At 63.0% G+C, this 17,064-nt stretch carries 13 protein-coding genes; 7 read left to right on the plus strand and 6 right to left on the minus strand.

Annotated features, from left to right (window positions below; translation table 11 throughout):
• Nucleotides 1-108: 108 nt before the first annotated feature.
• From pabB to rloA, 4 genes are all read right to left on the minus strand, one after another.
• The gene (gene pabB, locus MF4836_RS16435) at nucleotides 109-1,452 is read right to left on the minus strand and encodes an aminodeoxychorismate synthase component I (protein WP_078471137.1); all 1,344 of its coding nucleotides are present in this window, start codon (nucleotides 1,450-1,452) and stop codon (nucleotides 109-111) included.
• A gap of 217 nt (nucleotides 1,453-1,669) precedes the next feature.
• On the minus strand, nucleotides 1,670-2,656 hold the full coding sequence (locus MF4836_RS16440; RefSeq protein WP_020300335.1) for an alpha-L-glutamate ligase-like protein: 987 nt from the start codon (nucleotides 2,654-2,656) through the stop codon (nucleotides 1,670-1,672).
• Nucleotides 2,656-4,188 carry an osmotic stress tolerance membrane protein RloB gene (rloB, locus tag MF4836_RS16445; protein ID WP_020300336.1) on the minus strand — a complete coding sequence of 511 codons (1,533 nt, stop codon included), beginning with the start codon at nucleotides 4,186-4,188 and terminating at the stop codon, nucleotides 2,656-2,658. The genes MF4836_RS16440 and rloB overlap by 1 nt, the downstream gene beginning before the upstream one ends.
• Before the next feature lie 5 nt (nucleotides 4,189-4,193).
• Nucleotides 4,194-4,730: a retropepsin-like aspartic peptidase RloA gene (gene rloA, locus MF4836_RS16450; protein WP_020300337.1), complete on the minus strand. Its 537-nt coding sequence runs from the start codon at nucleotides 4,728-4,730 to the stop codon at nucleotides 4,194-4,196.
• 270 nt (nucleotides 4,731-5,000) lie between these two features.
• On the opposite strand from rloA, the gene MF4836_RS16455 reads away from it, so the two are divergent.
• From MF4836_RS16455 to prpD, 6 genes are all read left to right on the plus strand, one after another.
• Nucleotides 5,001-5,696 carry a GntR family transcriptional regulator gene (locus MF4836_RS16455; protein ID WP_078471138.1) on the plus strand — a complete coding sequence of 232 codons (696 nt, stop codon included), beginning with the start codon at nucleotides 5,001-5,003 and terminating at the stop codon, nucleotides 5,694-5,696.
• A gap of 11 nt (nucleotides 5,697-5,707) precedes the next feature.
• On the plus strand, nucleotides 5,708-6,604 hold the full coding sequence (gene prpB, locus MF4836_RS16460; RefSeq protein ID WP_078471139.1) for a methylisocitrate lyase: 897 nt from the start codon (nucleotides 5,708-5,710) through the stop codon (nucleotides 6,602-6,604).
• A 69-nt stretch (nucleotides 6,605-6,673) separates the two neighbouring features.
• On the plus strand, nucleotides 6,674-7,801 hold the full coding sequence (prpC, locus tag MF4836_RS16465) for a bifunctional 2-methylcitrate synthase/citrate synthase (protein ID WP_078471140.1): 1,128 nt from the start codon (nucleotides 6,674-6,676) through the stop codon (nucleotides 7,799-7,801).
• A gap of 113 nt (nucleotides 7,802-7,914) precedes the next feature.
• The gene (gene acnD, locus MF4836_RS16470; protein ID WP_078471141.1) at nucleotides 7,915-10,506 is read left to right on the plus strand and encodes a Fe/S-dependent 2-methylisocitrate dehydratase AcnD; all 2,592 of its coding nucleotides are present in this window, start codon (nucleotides 7,915-7,917) and stop codon (nucleotides 10,504-10,506) included.
• A gap of 61 nt (nucleotides 10,507-10,567) precedes the next feature.
• Nucleotides 10,568-11,758: a 2-methylaconitate cis-trans isomerase PrpF gene (gene prpF, locus MF4836_RS16475; protein ID WP_078471142.1), complete on the plus strand. Its 1,191-nt coding sequence runs from the start codon at nucleotides 10,568-10,570 to the stop codon at nucleotides 11,756-11,758.
• Between the two features lie 288 nt (nucleotides 11,759-12,046).
• On the plus strand, nucleotides 12,047-13,531 hold the full coding sequence (gene prpD / locus MF4836_RS16480) for a 2-methylcitrate dehydratase (protein ID WP_078471143.1): 1,485 nt from the start codon (nucleotides 12,047-12,049) through the stop codon (nucleotides 13,529-13,531).
• A gap of 138 nt (nucleotides 13,532-13,669) precedes the next feature.
• On the opposite strand, the gene MF4836_RS16485 is transcribed toward prpD, so the two are convergent.
• Nucleotides 13,670-14,572, minus strand: coding sequence for a DMT family transporter (locus tag MF4836_RS16485; RefSeq protein ID WP_161955748.1), 903 nt, complete (start codon nucleotides 14,570-14,572; stop codon nucleotides 13,670-13,672).
• 144 nt (nucleotides 14,573-14,716) lie between these two features.
• On the opposite strand from MF4836_RS16485, the gene MF4836_RS16490 reads away from it, so the two are divergent.
• Nucleotides 14,717-16,141 (plus strand): aminotransferase-like domain-containing protein, encoded by a 1,425-nt coding sequence (locus MF4836_RS16490; RefSeq protein ID WP_078471278.1) that lies wholly within the window; start codon nucleotides 14,717-14,719, stop codon nucleotides 16,139-16,141.
• Nucleotides 16,142-16,186: 45 nt separating this feature from the next.
• On the opposite strand, the gene ppsR is transcribed toward MF4836_RS16490, so the two are convergent.
• On the minus strand, nucleotides 16,187-17,005 hold the full coding sequence (gene ppsR / locus MF4836_RS16495; RefSeq protein ID WP_020300346.1) for a posphoenolpyruvate synthetase regulatory kinase/phosphorylase PpsR: 819 nt from the start codon (nucleotides 17,003-17,005) through the stop codon (nucleotides 16,187-16,189).
• Nucleotides 17,006-17,064: the final 59 nt, after the last annotated feature.

Here is a 17,064-nt window from a genome sequence, read left to right on the forward strand (position 1 = left end):
CGCCTTCGGCAGCGGCTACAACGGTGTAGCTGCTGCCGAAGGCGACGCTGGTGATCTCTGGCAATATTTATCCACCTGACACCCCACGGCGTTTAGCGGCTGCCGAATTCAAAGGTTTTGCAGGGTTTCCAGCAGGACTCGGACCTTGGTGATGGACTCCTGGTATTCCTCCTCGCAATCCGAATCGGCGACTATTCCGCCGCCGCCCCAGCAGCACACCTGCCCGTCCTTGACCAGCAGGCTGCGGATGGCGATCGAGCTGTCCATTTCCCCGCGTACGTCCAGGTACAGCAATGAACCGCAATACAGGCCGCGCCGGGTCGGCTCCAGCTCGTCGATGATCTGCATCGAGCGGATCTTCGGCGCGCCGGTGATCGAGCCGCCCGGGAAGCTGCCGGCAATCAGGTCCAGGGCATCTTTGCCCGTGGCCAGCTCACCGGTAACGCTGCTCACCAGGTGATGCACATTGGGGTAGCTCTCGAGGCTGAACAGCTCCGGAACGCGCACCGAGCCGAGCCGGCAGGTGCGCCCCAGGTCATTGCGCAGCAGGTCGACGATCATCAGGTTTTCCGCACGGTCCTTGGGACTGGCCAGCAGTTCGGCGGCGTTGGCCGCGTCTTCGCTGGCGTCCTGGCTGCGGGGTCGGGTGCCTTTGATCGGGCGGGTCTCGACTTGGCCTTGGCTGACTTTGACAAAGCGCTCCGGCGACAGGCTGAGCACCGCGCCGCCATCAGGCAGACGCTGAAAACCCGAGAACGGCGTCGGGCAGGCCAGGCGCAGTGCGCGGTAAGCGCTCCAGGGGTCGCCCTGGCATCCGGCGCGAAAGCGTTGGGCAAAGTTGACCTGGTAACAATCGCCGGCCTGGATGTACTGCTGGATACGCTGGAACGCCTGGCGGTAGTCCTCGGCGCTGAGGTCGGCGGTCATGGTGCCGGTCAGGGTGAAGCGGTCCACGGTAGGGGCCGGCGCTTGGCTGAACAGGTCGATCAAGCGTTGTCGCTGGTCGTCGCCGAGGCTGGGGTGGAACACCAGTTGGCTGCTGGCTTGCTGGTGGTCGCTGATCAGGGCCCAAGAGTACAGGCCAAGGCGTGCGTCCGGCAGATGCAGGTCGTCCGCGGCCTGGCTGGGCAGGCGCTCCAGGCGCCGGCCGAAGTCGTAGCTGAGGTAGCCGATCAAGCCACCGGCAAAGGGCAGTTGGCAGGGGGCAGGAAGGTCGGCCGGGCCCAGTTGCTGGAGACTGCTGCGCAGGCGTTGCAGGAACTCGGCCCCGCTTTCACCGGCCTGCACCGTCAATTCAGCCAGGGGCCAGGCGCTGAGCAGGTCGTAGCGACCGCGCTCGGCACTCGGGCGGCCGCTGTCGAGCAGCACGGCCCCCGGGGCATGCTGAATCGCTGCAAAGTAGGCGGCAGGGTCGGCGCGGTAGGGCAGTGGGTGTACGGAACAGGTTGGCATGCGGGGCAGATCAGTCATCGAAGCGCGGCTGGCGATTGTAGTCCTCTGCCAGGGTTGCTCCTAGAGGGATGTCGGCGATTGCGGCGTTCGTGGCGTATTCGGCGTGCGGTGGTTTAAGGAGGGGATGACATTCTTACGCTGCCTTTGCCGGCCGGCGTCCGAACGCGACCCGAGCCTTTGGCTGCGGCTACAGAGAGCGGTAGCCGCGCCGACAGGCCTAGCCTTCGACCGGCGGAATATGGCCGAACAGTTCCTGGGCGAATTTCACCCGGTCTTCGACGCTTTCTTCGATGCCGCGTGCCTTCAGCTCTTCCAGGCGCGCCTCGACCGCATGGGTGCGCAAGGTCAGGCCACAGTCGTTGGCGATCTGGATGTTGAGGCCGGGGCGGGCGTTGAGTTCGAGGATCAGCGGGCCTTTTTCCTGGTCCAGGACCATGTCCACGCCGATGTAACCCAGGCCGCACAGCTCGTAGCAGCCCGCCGCGAGCTTCATGAAACCGTCCCAGTAGGGCAGTTGCACGCCGTCCACCGCGTTGGTGGTGTCCGGGTGCTTGGTAATGATGTTGTTCAGCCAGGTGCCGCGCAGGGTCAGGCCGGTGGCCAGGTCGACACCGACGCCGATGGCGCCCTGGTGCAGGTTGGCCTTGCCCCCGGACTGGCGGGTCGGCAGGCGCAGCATGGCCATTACCGGGTAGCCCATGAGCACGATGATGCGGATGTCCGGCACACCCTCGTAGCTGATGCTCTTGAATATCTGGTCCGGGGTCACCCGGTATTCGATCAGTGCACGATCGCGGTGGCCGCCCAGGGAATACAAACCGGTGAGAATGCTGGAGATATGGTGCTCGATCTCCTCGTGGCTGATGATCTTGCCCGACACCGTGCGATAACGGCCCTCGAAACGGTCGGCAATCACGATGATGCCGTCACCGCCGGCGCCCTGGGCCGGCTTGATCACGAAGTCGCTGCGCCCGGCGATGATTTCGTCGAGCTTGTCGATTTCCTTCTCGGTGGAGATCACCCCGTACAGCTCCGGCACATGGATGCCGGCCTTGATCGCCCGTTCCTTGGTGATGATCTTGTCATCCACGATCGGGTACAGGCTGCGCTTGTTGTACTTGAGCACGTAATCGGCGTTACGCCGATTGATGCCCATGATTCCCCGCGCTTCCAGGGCTTTCCAGGTCTTCCACAGGCCGAACATCAGGAGTCAGCCTTGACGAAGGCTTTGAAGCGTACGAGCTCGGTCAGGCGGTAGCCGCGATAGCGACCCATGGCCAGCATGAAGCCCACCAGGATCAGCAGGATCGCCGGGAAGGTGAAGACGAAGTACGTAAGCTCCGGCACGCTCATGATCAAGTGCGCCAGGGAGGCTGCGAACAGCGTGCCGATCGCCACTTTCATGGCATGGCCGCCACCGCGTTCTTCCCAGGTGATCGACAGGCGCTCGATGGTCATGGTCAGGATCACCATCGGGAACAGCGCCACCGACAGCCCGCGTTCCAGGCCCAGCTTGTGGCTGAACAGGCTGATGGCGGCAATCAGCACCACCACGAACGTCAGCACCACCGACAGCCGCGGCAGCATCTGCAACTTCAGGTGTTCGAGGTAGGAGCGCAGTGACAGCCCGAGCGCCGTAATCACCGTAAACAGCACGATGCCAAAGCCCAACTGGGTCTCGCGGAAGGCCAGGGCGATCAGCACCGGAGTGAAGGTGCCCAAGGTCTGCAGGCCGATCAGGTTGCGCAGGATGAGGATCACCAGCACGCCAATCGGGATCATCACCATGATCATGAAGGTCTGCTGGGTCTGCAGCGGCAGGCCGTACAGCGAATACTCGAGGAAGTTGGCGTCGGTGTTCTCGTCGGTCAGCTTGGCCAGGCGAATGGCGTTCATTTCGCTGTTGTTGAGGCTGAAGGTGACGTTGGCTTTCTTGCCGCCATCGACGGTGATCAGGTTGTCGTCGCCGGTCCACCACAGCAGGCGGTCGGTGGGCAGGCCTTGTTCACCGGTTTCCGGGTTGAAGTACAGCCAATCGTTGCCATTGAAGCTGCGCAGCCACAGCTCCGGAGTTTGCGGCTGGTCGGCCACCAGGCGGATGGTGTGCACCTTTTCGATCGGTACGTGGGCGATGGACAGCAGCAGTTCGACGATCTTGGCCTTGTGCGGGGTGGACGGGTCGCCGGCCAGCAGCAGTTTCACGTTGTCGTCGTTGAGGTTGTTGACCCGCTTGATGGCTTCGCCGATGAAGGTCTCGACGTCGGCCGAGTGCTGGCGAATAGGTGCGAGCAGGGCTTCGGCAGCGATCTTTTCTGGGCCTTCGACGGCAATGCTGTCACGGAAGGTGGGGCCTTTGACCTTGGCTTTCTCGCCGGTGTAGCGCTTGGTCAGCACCAGGCGGTAGTACAGGGTCTGGTTGCCCTTGGCCCGGCGCGCCGACCAGGTGACCTTGCGGTTGCCATCGACGCGGTTCACCGCGACCCCGTAGTTGTTGGAGATAAAGCTTTCGTTGAGGCTGACGTAATCGCGGCTCAGGGGCGGCACGAACATCTGGATCTTGATCGGGTCCTTGGCGTTGGCGACAAACTCGACCTTGGCGTCGATGTTCCACAGGTCGTCGGTGGCGTCTTCGGTCACCGGAATACCGAGCACGAAAATCTGGTAGGCCGTGATCGAGATACCCAACACCACCAGGATGGCGATCAGGACTTTCAGATGAAGGGTAAGAGAGCGCATTGGAATTACTCTGCGGTTTGAACGTCGATGGCGCAGGCGGGTTTGCCAGCAGCGTATTTAAGACTGGGGTCGACCAGCGCGTCGAAGCGTTTCAGGGCTTCGGAGCCGATCAGCAGCGGGTATTGGAATGCACTGCGGTCGGTCAAGTTCACTTCTATGCTGCGCAGGGCCGTGCCCATGCACACATCAAGGGTAATGACCGGGCGCGAGGTGTATTTCTTGTCGTCTTCGGGATCGATGTCGCCGGCGCGGCGCTTGATCTTGCTGACCCGGGCCAGCGGCCGTTCGATCGGGTGGGAATGGGCGGCATCGATGGCCAGGTAGAAACGCACCCAGGACTCGCCATTACGCTTGAAGCGTTTGATGTCGCGGGCGCTGAGGGAGGCGGTCTTGGCCCCGGTGTCGAGCTTGGCCGCGACTTCCAGGTCGATACCGGCCAGCCTTGCGTATTCATTGAGACCGTATACGGTCTTTTCGGCGGCAGCGCTCACGCCGGGCAGGCACAAGAGGCAGAGCAATAGGGAAAAGGCCTTGAGTCTCATAAATCCTGATGTGTCGCATGGGTTCTTCAGTTCAAGGCGACTGGCATTGCTGCGCAAACTCCCTCGTGTGCCTGCCATATAAAGATGACAGGCAAATGCGGGCGGCATTCTAGCACGCTGGTTTTATGGCGCCAGCGCCGGGGGCGGGCCATTTGAGTTGTTTTGGTGCAAAGGGTTATTAGACGATTGTCGACAATGTCTATTTTTCCTTTGACTGTAATGGGGTAATTGGCTAGTTTTTGTCACATTGATTTCAAAGGTGTCGACAATATGCTGGATCAACTCGATCCCCCGGTTCTGCTTCAGGACGATTCCGAGACCTTGTCCGAGAACGTTTTCCGGCGCATCCAGGCGGCGATCGTCAAGGGCGAGATTGCCCCCGGCAGCAAGATCTCCGAACCCGAGCTGGCGCGCACCTACGGCATCAGCCGCGGCCCGTTGCGCGAAGCCATCCATCGCCTCGAAGGGCAGCGCCTGCTGGTACGGGTGCCCCACGTCGGCGCGCGTGTGGTGTCCCTGAGCCACGCCGAGCTGATCGAACTCTACGAAATCCGTGAATCCCTGGAAGGCATGGCCTGCCGCCTGGCGGCGGAGCGCATGACCACCGAGGAAATCGACGAGCTGCGCCGGGTGCTCGACACCCACGAGCGCGATGCGGCTTTCCAGGCCGGCGTCGGCTACTACCAGCAGGAAGGGGATTTCGACTTCCACTATCGGATCATCCAGGGCGCCGGCAACCGCACCCTCACGCAAATGCTCTGTGGCGAGCTGTATCAACTGGTGCGGATGTACCGCATCCAGTTTTCCGCCACGCCCAATCGGCCGCGCCAGGCGTTCGCCGAGCACCACCGGATTCTCGATGCCATCGCCGACCGCGACGGTGAATTGGCCGAGTTACTGATGCGCCGACATATCGGCGCCTCCAAACGCAACATTGCGCGTCACTTTCCAGAGTCCGCGCCCTAGAGAGGTGAGTCATGAGCTCCACTAACAAAAGCACTCCAGGCCAGCGTTTCCGTGAGGCGGTCGCCAGCGAGCACCCCTTGCAAGTGGTCGGCACCATCAACGCCAACCACGCCCTGCTGGCCCAGCGCGCCGGTTTCAAGGCCATCTACCTATCGGGTGGCGGGGTGGCTGCCGGCTCCCTGGGCGTGCCGGACCTGGGCATCACCGGCCTGGATGATGTGTTGACCGACGTGCGCCGCATCACCGACGTCTGCGACCTGCCATTGCTGGTGGACGTGGACACCGGCTTCGGTTCCTCGGCGTTCAACGTGGCGCGCACCGTCAAGTCGATGGTCAAGTTCGGCGCGGCGGCGATCCATATCGAAGACCAGGTTGGCGCCAAGCGCTGCGGCCATCGCCCAAACAAGGAAATTGTCTCGCAGCAGGAAATGGTCGACCGCATCAAGGCCGCCGTCGATGCGCGCACCGATGACAGCTTCGTGATCATGGCGCGCACCGACGCCCTGGCGGTCGAAGGCCTGGAATCGGCCCTGGATCGCGCCGCCGCCTGCATCGAAGCCGGCGCCGACATGGTGTTTCCGGAAGCCATCACCGAACTCGAGATGTACCGGATTTTTGCCGATCGGGTGAAGGCGCCGATCCTGGCCAATATCACCGAATTCGGCGCGACCCCGCTCTACACCACCGAGCAGCTCGGCTCCGTGGGCGTGTCTCTGGTGCTGTACCCGCTGTCGGCGTTCCGCGCCATGAACAAGGCGGCGGAAAACGTCTTCACCGCGATCCGTCGCGATGGCACCCAGCAGAACGTGATCGACACCATGCAAACCCGCATGGAGCTGTACGACCGCATCGACTACCACGTCTTCGAGCAAAAACTCGATGCGCTGTTTGCACAGAAGAAAGGTTGATTAGCCAACCACGAACAAACCGTTGATGAAGTTGCCAAGTCCCTAACAAATTCAAGATTGGAGAGAGCAATGGCCGAAGCAAAAGTATTGAGTGGCGCGGGCCTGCGTGGCCAGGTTGCCGGGCAGACCGCACTATCCACCGTGGGCCAGGCGGGCGCCGGCCTGACCTATCGCGGCTATGACGTGCGTGAACTGGCGGCGGATGCCCAGTTCGAAGAAGTGGCCTACCTGTTGCTGTACGGCGAACTGCCCACCAAGGCCCAACTGGCGGATTACCAGGCCAAGCTGGGCAAGCTGCGCGACCTGCCCCAGGCGCTGAAGGAAGTGCTGGAGCGGATCCCGGCCGACGCCCACCCGATGGACGTGATGCGTACCGGCTGCTCGTTCCTGGGCAATATCGAGCCTGAGAAGGACTTCAGCGCACAGCACGATGTCACCGACCGCCTGCTGGCCGCATTCCCGGCGATCATGTGCTACTGGTACCGCTTCAGCCACGATGCAAAACGCATCGATTGCGTGAGTGACGAGCCCTCCATCGGCGGCCACTTCCTGCACCTGCTGCATGGCAAGAAGCCTAGCGAGTTGCACGTCAAGGTCATGAACGTGTCGCTGATCCTCTACGCCGAGCACGAATTCAACGCCTCGACCTTTACCGCCCGGGTCTGCGCCTCGACCCTGTCCGACCTGTATTCCTGCGTCACCGCGGCCATCGGCTCGCTGCGTGGCCCGCTGCACGGCGGCGCCAACGAAGCGGCGATGGAGATGATCGAACGCTTCAGTTCGCCACAGGCCGCGGTCGAGGGCACCCTCGGCATGCTCGAGCGCAAGGACAAGATCATGGGCTTCGGTCACGCGATCTATAAGGACAACGATCCACGCAACGAGGTGATCAAGGGCTGGTCGAAAAAGCTCGCCGACGAAGTAGGCGACAAGGTGCTGTTCCCGGTCTCCGAAGCCATCGACAAGACCATGTGGGAGCAGAAGAAGCTGTTCCCCAACGCCGACTTCTACCATGCCTCGGCGTACCACTTCATGGGCATCCCGACCAAGCTGTTCACGCCGATCTTTGTCTGCTCGCGCCTGACCGGCTGGGCCGCCCACGTGTTCGAGCAGCGGGCCAACAACCGCATCATCCGTCCAAGCGCCGAATACATCGGCGTTGAACAGCGCAAGTTCGTGCCAATCGAGCGTCGCTGACCGGCAGCGTGTCGGCGCTGATATTGAATGAGCCGGGAGTCCCGTGGGGACAGGCTTCCATTCCATGCAGCGCCGCACGCTTCCTTTGAAACTACCGTGACCGAGTCCTGACGATGAACACTGAATTTCGCAAAACGCTGCCCGGCAGCCGCCTGGATTATTTCGACACCCGCGCGGCGGTCGATCAGATCGCCCCCGGCGCCTACGACAGCCTGCCGTACACCTCGCGGGTGCTGGCGGAAAACCTGGTACGCCGCTGTGATCCGGCAACCTTGAGCGCCTCGCTGCGCCAACTGATCGAACGCAAGAGCGACCTCGACTTCCCCTGGTACCCCGCGCGGGTGGTGTGCCACGACATTCTCGGCCAGACCGCGCTGGTGGACCTGGCCGGCCTGCGCGACGCGATCGCCGACCAGGGCGGTGACCCGGCGCTGGTCAACCCGGTGGTGCCGACCCAGTTGATCGTCGACCATTCCCTGGCGGTCGAGCGCGGCGGCTTCGATCCCGAGGCGTTCGAGAAGAACCGCGCCATCGAAGACCGGCGCAACGAAGACCGTTTCCACTTCATCAACTGGACCAAGAAGGCGTTCAAGAACGTCGACGTGATCCCGCCGGGCAACGGCATCATGCACCAGATCAACCTGGAGAAAATGTCCCCGGTGATCCAGGTGCGCGATGGCGTGGCCTTCCCTGATACCTGCGTCGGCACCGACAGCCATACCCCTCACGTGGATGCCCTGGGGGTGATCGCGATTGGCGTTGGCGGCCTGGAAGCCGAGAGCGTGATGCTTGGGCGAGCGTCGTGGATGCGCCTGCCGGAAATCATCGGCGTCGAGCTGACCGGCAAGCTGCAACCAGGCATCACCGCCACCGACATGGTGCTGGCGCTGACCGAGTTCCTGCGGCAGCAGAAGGTGGTGGGCGCCTGGCTCGAATTCTTTGGTGAAGGTGCGTCGGCCCTGACCCTGGGCGACCGCGCGACCATCTCCAACATGGCCCCGGAATACGGCGCCACTGCAGCGATGTTCTACATCGACCAGCAAACTATCGACTACCTGAAACTCACCGGCCGCGAAGAGCAGCAGGTGCAACTGGTGGAAAGCTACGCCAGGCACACCGGCCTCTGGGCCGAGAGCCTGAAGACCGCGCGCTACGAGCGTGGCCTGCAGTTCGACCTGTCTTCGGTGGTGCGCAACATGGCCGGGCCCAGCAACCCCCATGCACGGGTGGCCACCAGCGACCTGGCAGCCAAGGGCATTGCCGGCCAGTGGGATGACGTGCCGGGGCAGATGCCCGACGGCGCGGTGATCATCGCCGCCATCACCAGTTGCACCAACACCAGCAACCCGCGCAACGTGATCGCCGCCGGCCTGATCGCGCGCAACGCCAACAAGCTGGGCCTGACCCGCAAGCCCTGGGTCAAGTCGTCCCTGGCGCCGGGCTCGAAAACCGTGGCCCTGTACCTGGACGAAGCCGGCCTGACCAAGGAACTGGAGCAGTTGGGATTCGGCGTGGTGGCCTTTGCCTGCACCACCTGCAACGGCATGTCCGGGGCCCTGGACCCGGTGATCCAGCAAGAGATCATCGACCGCGACCTGTATGCCACGGCAGTGCTCTCGGGCAACCGCAACTTCGACGGGCGTATCCACCCGTACGCCAAGCAGGCATTCCTCGCCTCGCCGCCGCTGGTGGTGGCCTATGCGATTGCCGGCACCATCCGTTTCGATATCGAGAAGGACGTGCTGGGCCTGGACACCCAGGGCAACGAAGTGCGGCTCAAGGACATCTGGCCCAGCGATGAAGAGATCGACGCGGTGGTCAAGGCCTCGGTCAAGCCGGAGCAGTTCCGCCAGGTGTACATCCCGATGTTCGCCATCCACGAAGACACCGGGCCCAAGGTCGAGCCGCTGTACGACTGGCGCGAGATGAGCACTTACATTCGGCGCCCGCCGTATTGGGAAGGGGCCCTGGCCGGCGCGCGCAGCCTGAGCGGCATGCGCCCGTTGGCGGTGCTGCCGGACAACATCACCACCGACCACCTGTCGCCCTCTAACGCCATCATGCTCGACAGCGCCGCTGGCGAGTACCTGGCGAAAATGGGCCTGCCGGAAGAGGACTTCAACTCCTACGCCACCCACCGTGGCGACCACCTGACCGCCCAGCGCGCGACCTTTGCCAACCCCAAACTGTTCAATGAAATGGTCCAGGAAAACGGCAAGGTCAAGCAGGGTTCCCTGGCGCGGATCGAGCCCGAAGGCCAGGTCACGCGGATGTGGGAAGCCATTGAAACCTACATGCAGCGCAAGCAGCCGCTGATCATCATCGCCGGCGCCGACTACGGCCAGGGTTCGTCCCGCGACTGGGCGGCCAAGGGCGTGCGCCTGGCGGGGGTCGAGGCGATTGCCGCCGAAGGTTTCGAGCGTATCCACCGCACCAACCTGGTGGGTATGGGGGTGTTGCCGCTGGAGTTCCTGCCGGGCACCAACCGCAAGACCCTGGGCATCGACGGCACCGAGACCTTCGACGTGATCGGCGAGCGCACGCCGCGCGCGACCCTGACCCTGGTGATCAACCGGCGTGACGGCGAGCGACTGGAAGTTCCGGTTACCTGCCGCCTCGACACTGCAGAAGAAGTATCGATCTATGAGGCGGGCGGCGTGTTGCAGCGCTTTGCCCAGGATTTCCTCGAATCGGCTACGGCCTAAGTGGCGCGCCGGGGGGCCGACTGCAAGGTCGCGCCCCCGGCCTTATCAGGACCAGATTTCCATGGCTTTCGTACCGCAAATCAAGATTCCCGCCACCTACATGCGCGGCGGCACCAGCAAAGGTGTGTTCTTCAACCTGCAGGACCTGCCCGAAGCGGCGCAGTTGCCCGGCGCGGCCCGTGATGCGTTGCTGCTGCGGGTGATCGGCAGCCCCGACCCGTACGACAAGCAGATCGACGGCATGGGCGCGGCGACTTCCAGCACCAGCAAGACGGTGATTCTGTCGAAAAGCATCAAGGCCGATCACGACGTCGATTACCTGTTTGGCCAGGTCGCCATCGACAAGCCCTTCGTCGACTGGAGCGGCAACTGCGGCAACCTGTCGGCGGCGGTCGGTTCCTTCGCCATCAGCAGCGGGCTGGTGGACGCCGCCCGGCTGCCGCAAAACGGCGTGGCCGTGGTGCGTATCTGGCAGGCCAACATCGGCAAGACCATCATCGCCCACGTGCCGATCACCGACGGTGCGGTACAGGAAACCGGTGATTTTGAACTCGACGGCGTGACCTTTCCCGCCGCCGAAGTGCAATTGGAGTTCATGGACCCGGCGGCCGAGGAAGAGGGCGCGGGCGGTTCGATGTTCCCCACCGGCAACCTGGTTGACGACCTCGAAGTGCCGGGTGTCGGCACGTTCAAGGCGACCATGATCAACGCCGGGATCCCGACCATCTTTATCAATGCGCAAGACCTGGGTTACCAGGGCACCGAACTGCAGGGCCAGATCAACGGCGATCCCAAGGCGCTGGCGATGTTCGAGACCATCCGCGCCCACGGCGCCCTGCGCATGGGGCTGATCCAGCACCTGGATCAAGCCGCTACGCGCCAGCACACACCCAAGGTGGCCTTTGTCGCGCCGCCGGCCGACTACACCGCGTCCAGCGGCAAGGCGGTCAAAGTCGGTGATGTCGACCTGCTCGTGCGGGCGTTGTCCATGGGCAAGCTGCACCACGCGATGATGGGCACTGCGGCAGTGGCCATTGGCACGGCGGCAGCGATCCCCGGCACCCTGGTCAATCTCGCGGCCGGTGGCGGTGCGCGCAGCGCGGTGCGTTTCGGCCACCCCTCGGGCACCCTGCGGGTCGGCGCCGAAGCCAGCCAGGCCAATGGCGAGTGGACGGTGGTCAAGGCCATCATGAGCCGCAGCGCCCGGGTGCTGATGGAAGGCTGGGTGCGGGTGCCGGGCGACAGTTTCTAAGAGCAGAGGAGTTTGGATGGGGGAAGCTTGCCGTGGCGAGGGAGCTTGCTCCCGCTCGGCCGCGCAGCGGTCGTAAAACCTGAGCACGCGATTTACCTGCTGCAACGCATGGGCCGCCTTACGGGCGGCTACGCCACCCAGCGGGAGCAAGCTCCCTCGCCACGATTGCTGATAGTGATGTTGTTATCGAGTAGCTGAGCAGGCGCAGACCTGCGATGCCGTTATTGACCTGACCTGTGCCTGAGGAATCGACCCTACATTCGACCCTGTAACTGGAGTGAATCGCTCATGAGCGCCAACGTTGACCTCAACAACCGTCCCGACTACGACCAGGTCCTGCAGGACATTGCCGACTACGTCCTGACCTACCGCGTCGACTCGCCCGAAGCCCTCGACACCGCCCGCAATTGCCTGATGGACACCTTGGGCTGCGGCCTGCTGGCCCTGCGTTTTCCGGAGTGCACCAAGCACCTGGGGCCGATCGTCGAAGGCACCGTGGTGCCCTTCGGCGCACGGGTGCCGGGCACCAGTTATCGCCTGGACCCGGTCAAGGCGGCCTGGGACATCGGCTGCATCGTGCGCTGGCTCGACTACAACGACACCTGGCTGGCAGCGGAGTGGGGGCACCCGTCGGACAACCTCGGTGGCATCCTCGCCGTGGCCGATCACCTGTCGCAAAAGCGCGTGGCCAATGGCGAGGCGCCACTGACCGTGCGGGCGGTGCTGGAGGCGATGATCATGGCTCATGAAATCCAGGGCGTGATCGCTTTGGAAAACTCCTTCAACCGGGTGGGTCTGGACCATGTGCTGCTGGTCAAAGTGGCCTCCACTGCGGTGAGTGCCAAGTTGATGGGTGCCAATCGCGAGCAGTTGCTGGCGGCGTTGTCCCACGCCTTCGTCGACGGCCAGGCACTGCGCACTTACCGCCATGCGCCGAATGCCGGTTCGCGCAAATCCTGGGCTGCGGGGGATGCTTCCAGCCGTGGCGTGCGCCTGGCAGATATCGCCCTGCGTGGCGAGATGGGGATTCCCGGGGTGCTGAGCGCGCCGCAGTGGGGGTTCTATGACGTGCTGTTCAGCCATACCAACAAGGACCTGGCGCTCAAGCCCGAGGGCCAGCGCCGGTTCAGCCTGTCGCAGAAATACGCCAGCTATGTGATGGAAAACGTGCTGTTCAAAATAAGCTTCCCGGCCGAGTTCCATGCCCAGACCGCCTGTGAGGCGGCGGTGACCCTGCACCCGCTGGTGCGCAATCGCCTGCACGAGATCGAGCGCATTGTGATCACCACCCACGAATCGGCCATCCGCATCATTTCCAAGGTCGGGCCGCTGGCCAATGCCGCGGATCGCGACCACTGCATCCAGTACATGACCGCCGTACCTTTGGCGTTTGGCAACCTGGTGGCCGAGCAGTACGAAGATGAATTCCACGCCGCGCACCCGATCATCGATCAGTTGCGCGAGAAAATGCAGGTGGTCGAAGAGCCGCGCTACACCCGCGAATACCTGGAGGCCGACAAGCGCTCGATTGCCAATGCCTTGCAGGTGTTTTTCAGGGACGGTTCCAGCACCGAGCAGGTGGTGGTGGAATACCCGATCGGCCATCGTCGGCGCCGCGCCGAAGGCATCCCGCTGCTGGAGGACAAGTTCAAGGTCAACCTCGCCACCCGCTTCACCGCTCAGCGCTCGGCGCAGATCTTCGCCCTGTGCAAGGACCAGGCACAGCTCGAAGCCACACCGGTGCAGCGCTTCGTCGACCTGTTCGTGATCTGACCTGCGCCCATCCACCCTGTAGTTGATGCCTAGCCTGCGAGGCTGCGCTGGCCCGACCTAACGCCGTGGCGTGTCTGGTGTACCCACGGCGTTGAAGATGGCCAGCGTCCGAACGCGGCCCGAGCCTCTTGGCGGTGGCTACAGAGGCGCTTTGGCCTTAAACAACCACTTCTCCACCGGCAATTTGGTGATGGCAAACCCGGTCAATAACACCGCCGAGTACATCAGCAATTCCCGCGACAGGCTTTGCCCTTCGTACCAGGCGCCGATCATCACCGCGAACACCGGGAAGATGATAAACACGAACGACAGAATGATCGGGCTCAGGCGCTTGAGCAGCAGGAAATACACGATAAAACCGCCCACCGATGCCACCAGCCCCAGGTACAGCAGCGCGCCCCAGGAGCGCGGGCTGATCGCGCCGAAACTCGGGCTCTCGACACACAGCCCGATCACAAACAGCATCAGCCCGGCAATGCCGATCGGCAGGGTGTTGTAGGTGATAACGCTGATGGCGCTGCCTTGCTGCTTGGTGATGACGTAGCACAAGGCGTGCAGCACTGCGGCGGTAAGAATCGCCACCACGCCAAACAGCTCGGCGTGGTCCAGGTGCAGGCCCTGACTGCGGATGATCATGTACAGGCTGGCAAAGCCGATGGCGATCCCGACCACCTGCGAGGTGTAGATTTTCTCCCGCAGGAAGATCGCGGAAAAAATCAGGATAAACACCGGCATGCAACTGAACAGCAAGGCCGTGAGCCCGGAAGAAACGTGCATCTCGCCGTAGTTCAGCAGGTAGTAGGGCAGGCTGAAATAGCACAGGGTGACGAACACGAAGAACCAGCGCTTGGAGCGGGGAAACAGGATCGGCTCGCGGCGTACCAGGGCGAAGCCGAGAAACAGCGGAAAGGCGATCAGAAACCGCAGGCCGGCGGCGGTCAGGGGCGGCACACTTTCCACGGCGATCTTGATGCCGAGCCAGGTGGTGCCCCAGCTCAGGCAGACGATCAGAAACAGCACGCTGGTGATCAGACCGGCCAGCCAGGGCTTCGAGACTCGGGTGTTGCTGTGTATGGCTGTTGAGGTAGTCAACCTGGGATTCCTTTCATGAAGCGGAATTGACCTCTATATTGAGCGGGTCTGTTCCGGTAATTGAACCTGTAAAGCACGCTATTAGGGAAAATGATGGCTGTCAAAGTAAGTATTGACATGGTGTCAATGATCCGATCCGCACTCGAGTCGGAGGTCGGCCCCAAGTACCAACGCCTGGCCGGCGCTATAGATGACGGCATTGCCCAGGGGGCCATTGCCCCGGGCAGCAAATTGCCGCCCCATCGCCTGCTGGCGGACAGCCTGGGAGTGACCATTGGCACCATCAGCCGCGCCTACGGCGAGTTGGAGCGTCTGGGGCGGGTGGTGGCGCGGGTCGGCGATGGCACCTACGTGCGCCAGCAGGGCATGGAGCGCCAGCGTGATGCGGGCTTTCGCAACGTCAGCGATGAACCGCCGGCCAGCTTCGACATGAGCCGCAACACCCATATCCCCGGGCCGGAAATTGCTCTCATGGCGCAGGGGCTGCACGCCTTGGCCCAGGACCTTGCGACTTTGCATGACCTCAGCCGCTACAGCGCCGAGGCCGGCCTGGCGCGTCACCGAGCAGCGGGCGCGCGCTGGCTGTCGCAGGAGGATTTCACTGCGCAGGCCGAGCAGGTCATTTGCGTCAATGGCGCCCAGCACGGGCTGCACATTACGTTGATGGCACTGCTCAAGCCCGGGGACACTCTGGTCACCGAACAATTGACCTACCCTGGCCTGATCAGCACCGCGCGCATGCTCGGGATCAAGCTGATCGGCCTGGAGATGGACGCGCAGGGCCTGCTCCCGCAGGCCCTGGATGAGGCCTGCCGCAACCATCGGGTGGTGGCTCTGTATTGCACCCCGAGCTTGCAGAACCCGACCACCGCGGTGCAGTCGCCAGCCCGGCGCCAGGCCATCGCCGAACTGGGTCGCCAGCACAATCTGCTGCTGATCGAAGATGAGGCCCATGCGGTGCTGATGGACCAGCGCCCGGCGCCCCTGAGTCATTTCGCCCCCGAGCGCACGGTGTTGATTGGCAGCCTGAGCAAGGCGCTGGCGGCCGGGTTGCGGGTAGGGTTCGTGCATGCGCCGGTGGCGCTGGTGGACCGTTTGGCGGCGGCGGTTCGCGCGACCTGCTGGATGGCCACGCCGTTGACCCTTGAGCTGGCTTGTGCCTGGATCGAAAGCCCGGTGGGCGAGGCCTTGCGGCAACAGCAGATCGCTGAAATCCGCCGGCGCAAGGCCTTGGTCGAAGGCCTGTTGGCGGGGCTGGAGTGGCGCAGTCCACCCGGTAGTCCGCATTTCTGGATCAAGGTCCCCGAGCCATGGCGCGCCTCGGAAATCGAGGCTGAACTCAAGCGCAACCACTACCTGATCGCCACCGCCGAAGCGTTTGCCGTGGGGCAGGCGGCCGTGCCGCAATACATTCGCGCCAGCGTCTGCAACACCTCGGACGATGATCGGTTGTTGGTGGCGGGGTTTGGCGCCTTGGCCCGGGCGCTGGGGCAGGGCGACGGGGCGAGCGCCTGGTAAATCGCCGTGGCTAAGGCGCAAACGCCTTCGCCACGGGGGAGGGGCTTACTTGAAGCGGCGTTCCACGCCTTTTTCGACGAGGATTTTTGCCGAGATCTCCTCCACCGAAAAATGCGTGGAGTTGATGTGGGGGATGTTTTCGCGACGGAACAGGTTTTCCACCTCGCGCACCTCGAACTCGCACTGGGCGTAGCTTGAATAGCGGCTGTTGGGTTTGCGCTCGTTGCGGATCGCGGTCAGGCGGTCGGGGTCGATGGTCAGGCCGAACAGCTTGTGCTGGTGCGCGCGCAGCGCGTTTGGCAGTTGCAGGCGCTCCATGTCGTCCTCGGTCAGCGGGTAGTTGGCCGCGCGAATGCCGAATTGCATGGCCATGTACAGGCAAGTCGGGGTTTTGCCGCAGCGCGAAACGCCCACCAGGATCAGGTCGGCCTTGTCGTAGTAGTGGGTGCGGGCGCCGTCGTCGTTGTCGAGGGCGAAGTTCACCGCCTCGATGCGCTCCATGTAATTGGAGTTGTGGCCAATGGAATGGGACTTGCCGACCGAGTACGACGAGTGCTCGCTCAACTCCTGCTCCAGTGGGGCGAGGAAGGTCGAGAAAATATCGATCATGAAACCATTGGAGGTCGCGAGGATCTCACGAATGTCCTGATTGACGATGGTGTCGAAGATGATCGGGCGAAATCCGTCCTTTTCGGCGGCGATGTTGATTTGTTGTACCATGGCCCGCGCTTTTTCCACGCTGTCGATGTACGGCCGCGTGAATTTGCTGAAGGTGATGTTTTCGAACTGCGCCAACAGGCTTTGGCCGAGGGTTTCGGCCGTAATGCCGGTGCCGTCGGAAATAAAGAAAGCAGATCGTTTCATTTGCACCTTGGGCCTTAAGCTAGTGACGAATCTTGGATATGATAGGCGCGATTTGCCGG

The organism is Pseudomonas sp. MF4836 (genome assembly GCF_002018875.1).
Classification (GTDB): domain Bacteria; phylum Pseudomonadota; class Gammaproteobacteria; order Pseudomonadales; family Pseudomonadaceae; genus Aquipseudomonas.